We start from the raw sequence: 11,900 nt of genomic DNA on the forward strand, positions 1-11,900 counted from the left end.
CGGTCTACGGGCGGCGGAAGTAGGGGCGGAAATTGGTTGGGTTCCAGGTGTAATCCGGAAGACGCATCCGGGACTTGATGAAGGAGTGCTCCCAAAGGAAGGGGGAGCGTGCTGAATTTCGGAACCGAAAGGGACTGTACTACGGGTGCCGCCTCTTCTCGCGGCCGGGTTGTGGTCACCCTGTTTTGCAAAGCTCCCTGGTGAGAGGCGATTTGATACGGGGAGGAGGTGGCCGTGAGGTGAACTCGCCGAAAATTTCCGATGTATACAACTCCTTTACCGTAAGCGTGTGTTGGCGCCCGGTTCACCTTTCATGGAATTGCTGTGCATAAGATCGTTTCGTTGGTTCTGCTCATAGGGGAGAAGTCGTGACTGGCGAGAATTCGATTGACTATCCGCTGACGGCAGGACAGTCGGCCGTCTGGTTCGGGGAGCAGTTGAACGCCGACAGCGCCCACTACAACCTCGGTCTCTACATCGACCTCGCGGGCCCCCTGGACACGGACCTCCTCGACGAGGCCGTGCACCGTGGCCTCGCCGAGTGCGACGCGGCATGGATACGGGTGGACGAGCGGGACGGGGAGCTCCGTCAGCGCGTCGTCCGGCACGACCAATGGCGGCTCCTGCGGGTGGACCTGAGCGGCGAGAGCGATCCGGAGAGTGCCGCGCGCACCTGGATGGACGCCGCCCTGGCCCGTACCCGCACCCTGTCCGATCCGTACTCCTACCGGGCGGCCGTCCTGCGGATCGCACCGGAGCGGCACTGGTTCTACCACTGCGGCCACCACATACTGATCGACGGAGCCGGCACGGCCCTGTTCATCCGCCGGGTCGCCGCCCTCTACTCGGCGCTGACCGAGGGTCGCGACCCGGTGCCCGGACGGCTCGGTCCGCTCCACGCCGTCATCGACGAGGAACTCGCCTACCGGCAGTCGCCGGACTTCGCCGCCGACCGGGCCTATTGGCGGGAGTGGATGTCCGGCCGGCCCGAGCCGGTCTCCCTGTCCGAGCGCACGGGCCCGGGGGAGCGGACGACCCGCCGCTGTTCCGCGCGGCTCTCCCTGTCCGTGGAGAAGGGGATGCGCACTGTGGCGCGGGGCAGCCGGTCCAGCTGGCCCGCCGCGTTCGTCGCGGCGACCGCCGCCTATTTGCACCGTACGACCGGCGTGGAGGACCTGGTGCTGGGCTTCCCCGTCGCCTCGCGGGTGGGGCCCGCGGCGAGCGCGATCCCCTCCATGGTCTCCAACCTCGTCCCGCTGCGGCTGCGGGTGCGGCCCGGTACCAGTTTCGCCGAGCTGACGGCGCAGGCCGCCGAGGCGCTGAAGGGCGCCACCAGGCACCAGCGCTTCCCCGAGGCCGACCTCGCCCGCGAACTGGGGGTCGCCCCTGGCACCGCGTTCTACGGACCGCTGGTCAACGTCATGCCGTTCGACTACGACCTCGCCTTCGCCCAGGTGCGGGGCACGATGCACAACCTCACCTCGGGCGCCGTGCCCGACCTGGCGTTCGCCTGCTACGGCGGCCGTCCGGGGAAGCCGGGCGAGATCCGGGTCGACTTCACCGCCGATACGGCCCGCTACACGGACGAGGAGCTCGCCGCCCACCGCGACCGCTTCCTGCGGCTGCTGGAGACGGTCACCGCGGACGCCGCCGCGGCGGCCCTGCCGATCGGTGGCATCGACCTGCTCGACCGCGACGAGCGCCGTCAGGTCCTCACCCAGTGGTCGGGAGCCGGCGCACAGCACGACCTCGTTGTCCCGCGCCCGGGGGAAGGCCCCTGGGAGCTGTTCGCGGCGCAGGCCGCCCGGACGCCGCACGCGATCGCCGTCGTCTGCGGCGCCACGCGCTGGACGTATGGCCAACTGGCCGAGCGTGCGGAGCAGTTGGCCGACGCGTTGGCGGCGGAAGGGGCAGGCCCCGAGGAGTGCGTGGCGCTCGCCCTGCCCCGCTCGGCGGACCTGGTGGCAGGACTCCTGGCCGTCCTGCGCAGCGGCGCGGCCTACCTCCCGCTCGACCTGACCCACCCGGCGGACCGGCTTGCCCTCATGACCGACGAGGCACGGCCCGAAGTGGTGCTGACCACCGCCGAACTCGCCGCCGCCGTACCGAAGGGCCCGCGACCGGTGCTCGCCGGAGCTCCGGCAGCGGAGCGGGGCGACCGGGACCGGGCACACCACGTGCCGCCCGCCGGGGTCAGCGGTTCCACGGCCGCCTACGTCAACTACACATCCGGCTCGACGGGCCGCCCCAAGGGCGTGGTCGTCGACCGGGCGAGCCTGGCCAACCTGCTGCTCGACATGGCCGCACGGACCGGTCTGGGCCCCGGCGACCGGCTGCTCGCCGTCACCACCCTCGGCTTCGACATCGCCAACCTCGAACTCCTGGCACCCCTGACGGCCGGCGCCGCCGTGGTGGTGGCGGGCCCCGACGCCGTACGGAACCCCGCCCTCATCCGTGACCTGCTGGTCTCGGAGAGCGTGACGGTCATGCAGGCGACCCCCAGTCTGTGGCGGACCGTGGCCGAGGAGGTGCTGCCCGTCCTGTCCCGGGTGCGGGTCCTGGTGGGCGGCGAGGCGCTGGATTCCCCGCTGGCCGCGGCACTGACCGCCGCCGCCGCGTCGGTGACCAACCTCTACGGGCCCACCGAGACCACCGTCTGGTCCACCGCCGCCGCCCTGACGTCCAGCGACGCGCAGTCGTCCACTGCCGCCGCCCTGACGTCCAGCGACGCGCAGTCGTCCACTGCCGCCGCCCTGGCGCCCAGCGACGCGCAGTCGACGCCGCCGCCCATCGGACGGCCCGTCACCGGCACGCTCGTGTACGTCCTCGACGGCGCCCTCCAGCCGGTGGCGCCCGGCAGAGCGGGCGAACTGTACATCGCCGGGGCCGGGGTCGCGCGAGGCTACGCCCACCGGCCGGGCAGCACGTCCGAACGGTTCGTCGCCGACCCCTTCGGCGCCCCCGGCTCCCGCATGTACCGCACAGGTGACCTCGCCCGCTGGGGAGCCCATGGCACCCTCCAGTACGTGGGCCGGGCGGACCAGCAGGTCAAGCTGCGGGGGCTGCGGATCGAGCCCGGCGAGATCGAGGCCGCCCTGAGCGGACGGCCGGACGTCCTCCGGGCCGCCGTGGTGGTACGCGAGGACACCCCCGGGCACCAGGTGCTGACCGCCTACGTCGTCCTCCGCGACCAGGGTGCGGAGGAACCCCCGCAGGCCCTCGCCGACGAACTGGCGCTACGTCTGCCGCCGTACATGGTGCCGGCCGTCTTCGTCGCACTGGACGTGCTGCCCCTCACCCCGAACGGCAAGCTGGACCGGCGCGCGCTGCCCGTGCCGGCCCGCGTGGCCTCCGGCGACCGGACGGCGCCGGGCGACGCGGCCGGGCGGGCCCTGTGCAAGATCTTCGCCGAGCTGCTCGCGCTGCCCGAAGTGGGCGTCGGGGAGAGCCTCTTCGCGCTGGGCGGCGACAGCATGACGGCCATGCGGCTGGTCGCCGCCGCCCGCCGGGAGGGCCTGCTCCTCACCGTACGGGACGTGTTCGCCGGTCCGACCGTGGCGGAACTCGCATGCGCGGCAGCCCCTTTGAGGGAGCAGGACACCGCACCGCCGGTCCCCGCCGTGGCCGTGAGCGCCGTCACCGAGGACGAGCTGAGCCTGTTGCGCGAGCACCACCCCGGTCTGCGGGAGGTACTGCCCCTGGCGCCCGCCCAGCAGGGGCTGCTCTTCCAGTCGCTGCTCGACGAGGGGGCGGCCCGGGACGACGACTACACCGTTCAGCTGGGATTCACCGTCGAGGGCCCGCTGGACGCCGAACGGCTGCGTATGGCCTGGGAGGGCCTGTCGCACCGGCACCCCGTGCTGCGGTCCGCGTTCGTCTCCGGCACGTCCGTCGGCGCGGGGGACACGACGGTCGCCCCGCTGCAACTCGTGTTCGACCGGGTGGACCTGCCCTGGCGGGAGGAGGACCTGTCCGCGGCCGGCGACACGGACGCACAGCGCGAGCGGCTGGCCCGCCTGGCCGCCGAGGAACGGACCGGCCGTTTCGACCTGGCGCGGCCCCCGCTGCTGCGCGTCGTCCTGGTCCGGCTCGGCGCCGACCGGCACGCCGTGCTCTTCACCCACCACCACATGCTGCTGGACGGCTGGTCGCTGCCGCTGCTGGGCCGGGAGCTCTTCGCCCTGTACGACGGACGCGAGCTGCCCCCGGCGGTCCCGCCGCACGCGTATCCGGCGTGGCTCGCCGGGCAGGACCCGCGTGCCGCCGACGCCCTGTGGACGGCCGCGCTCGACGGGGTCGAGTCACCCACCCTCCTCGCGCCGGCCGCCACCCGCTACCGGCAGGAGGCGAGCCAGAGCCGCTTCACCGCCGAGCTGCCGCACGACGTCACGAACGCGCTGAGTGAGTGGAGCAGAACCCACGGACTCACCCTGAGCACCGTGATCCAAGGGGCCTGGGCAGTGCTGCTCGGTGCGCTCACCGGCCGCGACGACGTCGTCTTCGGCACCACCGTCGCGGGCCGCCCCGCGGAGATACCGGGCGCCGAGTCCATGGTCGGCCTGTACGTGGACACGGTGCCGGTGCGGGCACGGCTGCGCCCGGAGGCCGGTCTCCTCGACACCCTGCGCACCCTGCAGGCGGATCAGTCCGGGCTGCGGGCGGCCCAGCACGTGGGCCTGGGCCGCATCACCCGGCTCAGCGGGCTCGACCTGCTCTTCGACACGCTCCTCACCGTGGAGAACTTCCCGGTCGACCCCGCCACCTTCCGGCCCGGCCCCGGGCTGAGCGTCACCGATCCGGAGGTCTACGCCGGCACCCACTACCCGCTGACCCTGCTCGTGGTGCCCGGGGACGGACTGAGTCTGCGGTTCGGCTACCGCACCGACGCGTTCGGCCACGACGACGTCGCCCTGATCGCCGGGCGACTGGTCCGGCTGCTGCGGGCCGTGACCGCCGAGGGCAGCGGCACGAGGCCGCTGCGCGCTCTCGACGTGCTGTCGGCCGCCGAACGACACCAGGTGACCGAGGGCTGGAACGGCACCACCGTGCCGGTGCCGGCCAGTTCCGTACCGGAGCAGTTCGCCGCCCGCGCGGCGGCAGCCCCGGACGCCCTCGCCGTCGTGGACGGAGAACGGGAACTGACCTACGCCCAGCTCGACCGGCGGGTCTCGGCCCTGGCGGCGCTGCTGCGGGAACGCGGCGCGGGCCCCGAGGTCCGGATCGCCGTGGCACTGCCCCGCTCGGTCGAACTGCTGGTCGCCGTGCACGCCGTGCTGCGGGCCGGCGCCGTGTACGTACCCCTCGACCCCGACCACCCGCGGGAGCGCATCGAGGCACTGCTCGCCGACACCGACCCGCTGTGCGTGCTGAGCACCGCGGAGACCGCCGAACTGCTGGGCACCGGCGGCCGGGACCTGATCCTGCTCCCCCACCCGCCGGGCGACGCGGCACCGGTGGAGCCCCCGCGGCCGGTGCCGCCCGCCACCGCCGCGTACATGATCTTCACCTCGGGTTCCACCGGCAGGCCCAAGGGCGTCGTCGTGCCGCACGGGGCGATCACCAACCGCGTCCTGGGCATGCAGCGGACCTTCGGCCTGACCGCCGACGACCGGGTGCTGCACAAGACGCCCATCGGGTTCGACGTGTCGGTGTGGGAACTGCTGTGGCCGCTGACGACGGGCGCCACGGTGGTCGTCGCGGCCCCGGGCGCGCACCGCGACGCCTCCCGGCTGGCGGCGACCGTGCGCGAGCACCGGGTGACGACGGTGCACTTCGTGCCCTCCGTGCTGCGGTCGTTCCTCGACGATCCGGCGGCCGCCTCCTGCGGCGGCACGCTGCGGCGGGTGATCTGCAGTGGTGAGGCCCTGCCCGTGGACACGGCGGCCGACTTCCACACCGTGTTCGCCCACGTGCCCCTGCACAACCTCTACGGCCCCACCGAGGCCGCCATCGACGTCACCCAGTGGCGCTGCCGGCCCGGCCGACCGGGCCCCGTCCCCATCGGCAGGCCGGTGGAGAACACCCGCGCGTACGTGCTCGACGCGACGCTGCGACCGGTGGCCCCGGGCGTCCCCGGCGAGCTGTACCTGGCCGGCCAGCAGCTCGCCCGCGGCTACCCGGAACTGGCAGGCACGACTGCGGAGCGCTTCCTCGCCGACCCGTACGGGACGCCCGGCACCCGCATGTACCGCACGGGTGACCTGGCCAGATGGCGGCGGGACGGCGAGCTCGAATACCTGGGGCGCACCGATCACCAGGTCAAGATCCGCGGCGTGCGCGTGGAGCCGGGCGAGATCGAGACGGTGCTCGCCGCCCACCCGGGGGTCGGCAGCGCGGTGGTCACCGTCCGGGAGGACAGGCCGGGACAGCGCCGGCTGACCGCGTACGTCGTACCGGCCCCCTCCGGCGGCGCGAGCACACCCCCCGACGGAGAACGGGAGTCGGCACGGCGGGTGCGCGAGTGGCAGGAGGTCTGGGAGTCGGCGTACGGTGCGGCCGCCACGGAGACGGACACCCACCTCCCCGCCTTCGGGGAGGACTTCTCCACCTGGAACAGCAGCTACGACGGCCGGCCGCTGCCGCTCCACGAGATGCGCGAATGGCGGGAGCGGACCGTCGAGGAGATCCTCGCCCTGCGGCCCGCGCGGGTGCTGGAGATCGGCGTGGGCGCCGGACTGCTGCTGTCGCAACTCGCCGGGCGCGTCGAGGCGTACTGGGCCACCGACTTCTCCGCCGAGGTCATCGACCGGCTCACCGAGGAGCTGCCCGCGGACCTCGCCGACCGGGTGACGCTGAGCTGCCGCACCGCGGACGACACCGACGGCCTTCCCCGGGGCCACTTCGACACGGTCGTCCTCAATTCGGTCGTCCAGTACTTCCCGGACGCCGCCCACCTGACGCGGGTCCTGCGCGCCGTCGCCGCGCTGCTCGCACCCGGCGGACGGATCTTCGTCGGCGACGTCCGCGACCTGCGTGCCGCGCGGATCTTCGAGACCGAGAAGCACCTGGTCCGCGTCCATCCGGCCCGCCGCACGACCGCCGCCGCCCTGCACCGCTCGATCGGCCGAGGGCTGCTGGGCGAGAACGAACTGCTGGTGGACCCCGCCTACTTCAGTGCTCTGGCGGAGGAAGCCGGAGACCTGCCCCTGGCCGCCGCCGACATCCGTGTGAAGCGGGGCCGCTACCGCAACGAACTGAGCCGCTACCGCTACGACGTGGTGCTCCACACCACCGAGGCACCGCACGCCCCGGCCCCCTACGAGGCCGAACCGGAACCGGGCGAACTCCACCGGGTCCTGGCCGGGGAACGCCCGCCCGCGGTGCGCGTCACCGGACTGCCCGACGCGCGCACCGCCCGTCAGGTCCGCGCGGCACTGCGGCTGGATTCGACGGGCGACGTGGCCGCCGCCGTGGCGGCGCTCGGCTCCGGTGAACCGCACACGCACGCAGTGGAACCCGAGGAACTGCACTCCCTCGCCGGCACACACGGCTACCGCGTGGCAGTGGCTCCCTCCGCCACCGGAGGCCCCGGCACGGTGGACGCGGTGTTCCGCCGCACCGACACCCTCGCGCCCACGGAGACGGTCCGGCTGCCCTACCCTTCGTCCCCGTCGTCCGGTCCGGCGCCCGGTGCCGCCCACGCCAACGACCCCGCCGTCGGCCGCCGGGCCGCCGCACTCCCGGCCGCACTGCGCGAACACGCCGCCCGCCTGCTGCCGGAAGCTCTGGTGCCCGCCGCCGTCGTCGTGCTGCCCGCACTTCCCCTCACCGCGAGCGGCAAGCTCGACCGCACCGCGCTGCCCGCCCCCGACTTCGCGGCCGCGCCGGACAGCCGGGCGCCCCGCGACCCGGCCGAGACGGCACTGTGCGCGCTGTTCGCCGAATTCCTCGGCGTGCCGGACGTCGGCATCGACGACAGCTTCTTCGCCCTCGGTGGCGACAGCATGCTCGCGATGCAGCTGGTCGCCGCCGCCCGCAGGGCGGGCTTCGGCCTCACCGTCGGCGACGTCTTCGGCCACCCCACCGTCGCCGCACTCGCCACCGCCGCACGGCCGGTGGCCGCCGTCGCGGAGTCCCGCGAACCCGCGGAAACCGTGCCCGCACCCGTGCGACGGGAACTCGAAGCCCGCTACCACGGCCCGTTGGACCTCCTGCCCCTGACGCCCCTTCAGGAAGGGCTCCTCTACCGGTCGCTGACCGGAGCCGGGGAAGGCGCGGCGCGGGGGGCCGACGCGGACGACTACGTCGTCCAGCTCTCCCTCACCCTCGAAGGAGAACTCGACCCGGCGCGGCTGCGGGCCGCCTGGGAGACGCTGCCGGACCGGCACGGCGTGCTGCGGGCCGCCTTCGTGCACGACACCGCCGCCGGACCGGTCCAGGTCCTCCCCGCGCAGGTGCGGCTTCCGTGGACCGAGACCTGCCTGCTGGGACAGGACGACGAGGCGCGCGCGGAACAACTGGCCGCCCTGCGCACCGCACACCGGGCAGGCGGCTTCGACCTGGCCCGGCCGCCCCTGCTGCGCGCCGCCCTGGCGCGCCTGGCACCGGACCACCACGTGCTGGTCGTCACCTACCACCACATCCTGCTCGACGGCTGGTCACAGCCCCTGCTGCTCAACGACCTGCTGACGGCCTACGCCGAACCCGGCCCCCGGGCCCCGGCGCCGCAGTTCGCCCACTACCTGCAGTGGCTGGGCCGGCAGGACCGGGAAGCCGCAAGGGACGCCTGGCGCCACGCCCTCGACGGTGCGGAGCCCACCTTCCTTCTCCCCGCGCCCACCGGACCCGGCGACGGTGCGCCGCGCATCGGGCCCGGCGACGGTGCACCGCCCACCGGACCCGGCGACAGTGCGCCGCGCACCGCCCGGACGGTCGAACGGCTGCTGTCCGCGGAGCTGACCGCACGCCTCGCCGACCAGTGCCGACGCCACGACCTGACGCTCAACACCCTGGTGCAGGGCGCCTGGGCCGTCCTCCTGGGCGCCCTCACCGGCCGTGACGACGTCGTCCTCGACGCGCCCAGCGCCGGCCGCCCGGCCGAGGTCGCCGGCGTGGAGTCGATGATCGGGCTGTTCCTCAGCACCGTTCCGGTACGGGTGCGCCTCGACCCCGTACGGCCCATGGCCGACGTCCTGCGCCGCCTCCAGGCCGAGCAGGCCCGCCTGGTCGCCCACCAGCACCTGGGACTCCCGGAGATCCAACGCGCCGCCGGTACCGGCCCCCTCGCCGACACCATGGTGGTCTTCCTCAACTTCCCGCTGGACCCGGCCGCGTTCCGGGCGGTGGACGGCCTGCGGGTCACCGCCGCCGAGGGCGGCGTCGCCACCGACTACCCCGTACGGCTGCTCGCCGCCCCGGGCGAGCGCCTCCACCTCACGCTGGGCCACCACGCCTCGGCCATGGACGACGCCACGGCCGGAGCGACGATGGACCGGCTGGTACGGCTCTTCGAGGAGCTGGCCGAGGGGCTGGACCGGCCCGCAGGGCGCGACGGCCTGCTGACCCGGCAGGAACGCCACCGGCTGGAATCCTGGCAGGGCACACCCGTACGGGCCCCCGCCACCACCGTCACCGCCCTCGTCGAGGCACGCGTCGCGGCCGCCCCCGACGCCGAGGCGGTCGTCTCCGCCGACGAGCGGCTCACCTACCGCGAGCTCAACGCCCGCGCGAACCGGCTGGCCCATCTGCTCGTCGCCCGCGGCGCCGCCCCGGAGAGCACCGTCGCCGTGGCCGTGTCGCGCTCGGCCGACCTCGTGGTCGCACTGCTCGCGGTCCTCAAATCGGGTGCGGCCTACGTCCCCGTGGACCCCGGATACCCGGCGGACCGCATCGCGTACCTGCTCTCCGACACGGCACCCGCCCTCCTGGTCACCACCTCGCAGACCGGCCTGCGCCTTCCGGACGCGGACCCGGCCAGGACCGTGCGGCTCGACGAGCCGCAGACCGGCGCCGCCCTGGCCCTGTCCCCGGACACCGACCCGCGCGACCAGGACCGGGCCCGCCCGCTGCTGCCCGCGCACCCCGCCTACGTCATCCACACCTCGGGATCGACCGGACACCCCAAGGGTGTCGTCGTACCGCACAGCGGGGTCGCCGGTTACCTCGGACACCTCACCGCCACCGCCCGGCTGGCCGCCGCCGACGTCGTGCTGAACCTCGCCTCCGTTTCCTTCGACCCCTCGGTCAGGGACATCTTCGCCACCCTGACGGCCGGCGGGACCGTGGCCGTGGTCGCGCCCGACGAGGCCAACGACCCCCGCGCCCTGGTCCGCGCCATGCGGCGGCACGGCGCCACGGTGCTGCTGTCCGCCGTACCGTCCCTGCTGGCCTCCCTCGCCGAAGAGGCCGCCCAGCTCCCCGACGCCGAAGGCCCGGCCCTGCGTGCCGTCATGACCTGCGGCGAAGCACTGGCCGAACGACACCTGGAGCGGGTGGACGCGCTGGGCGACGGCGTCCGCGTCGTCAACCAGTACGGGCCCACCGAGGCCACCATGACCAGCACCTTCCAGCCGCTCGACGAGCGGGCGGAAGCCGACGGGGCCCAGGGCCGCATCCTCATCGGGCGCCCGGTTCCAGGCGCCCGCGCCTATGTCCTGGACCACCGGCTGCGACCGGTCCCGCCCGGCACCCGGGGAGAGCTCTACCTCGCCGGCCCCGGCATCACCCGCGGCTACCACCGCCGTCCCGCCCTGACCGCGCAACGCTACGTCGCCGACCCCTTCGGCGCACCGGGCACCCGGATGTACCGCACCGGCGACCTGGTCCGCCGGACGCCCGACGGCCGTCTGGACCACCTCGGGCGCGCCGACCACCAGGTGAAGATACGCGGCCACCGCGTCGAACCCGGCGAGATCGAGACCTTCCTGGAGCACCACGAGCAGATCGCCCGCGCCGCCGTGGTGATGCGCGAGGACGGGCCCGACGCCGCCCCCCGCCTCGTCGCGTACGCCGTGCCCGAGCCGGGCACCGACCCGGCCCCGGCGGAGCTGCGCCGGCACGTCGCCGCGGGGCTGCCCGCCCACCTGGTGCCGTCCGTGATCGTCCTCCTCGACCGGTTGCCCCTGACCCCCAACGGCAAGCTCGACCGCCGCGCCCTGCCCGCCCCCGGCGCCGCGGTCACCGGCACCGGCCGAGTACCGCGCACACCGCTCGAAGAAGTGCTGTGCGGTCTGTACGGGAGGATCCTGGGCGCCGACCGGGTCGGCATCGACGACAGCTTCTTCGAGCTGGGCGGACACTCCCTGCTCGCCACCCGGCTCGTGGGCGCCGTCCGTTCGGAACTCGGCGCAGAACTGCCCGTCCGGGCCGTCTTCGATGCGCCGACGGTCGCCGCGTTCGCCGAGCGCGTCGCCGCGGCGGCCGGGGCCCCGCTCCGGCCCGCGCCGACCGCCCTGGTACGGCGCCCCGACCCGCTGCCGCTGTCCTTCGCGCAACGCCGCCTGTGGTTCCTGCACCGCTTCGCCGAAGGGGAATCGGACGCGTACAACATGCGGGTGGTGCTGCGCCTGCGCGGCCCGCTGGACCTCGCGTCGCTGCGGGACGCACTGGCCGACCTCACCGCCCGGCACGAAGTGCTGCGCACCGTCTACCCCGACACCGACGGTCTCCCGCACCAGGTGGTCCTGGCCGCGGAACGAGCCCGCCCCGCCCTCGTGCGCACCCCGGTCGACGAGGCCGGGCTCACGGCCGCCCTGGAGCGCATCGTGCGGGAGCCCTTCGACCTGGCCGCCGGCCTCCCGCTGCGGGCCGGCCTCCTCGCCCTGGGCGAGGAGGATCACGTCCTCGCCCTGGTGATCCACCACATCGCCGCCGACGGCTGGTCCTTCGGCCCGCTGGCCGCCGACCTGTCGGCCGCCTACCGCCGACGGCTGGCCGGTCTCGAACCCGACCTCGCGCCACTG

General features: G+C 74.3%; 1 protein-coding gene. It reads left to right on the forward strand.

Translation table 11 applies throughout. The annotated features are described in order from the left end of the window. Window positions 1–368 precede the first annotated feature (368 nt). On the forward strand, window positions 369–11,900 hold an 11,532-nt coding region (locus ACWGIG_RS09510; protein WP_453320959.1), incomplete at its 3' end, for an amino acid adenylation domain-containing protein.

Source organism: Streptomyces sp. NPDC054863, from assembly GCF_053610825.1.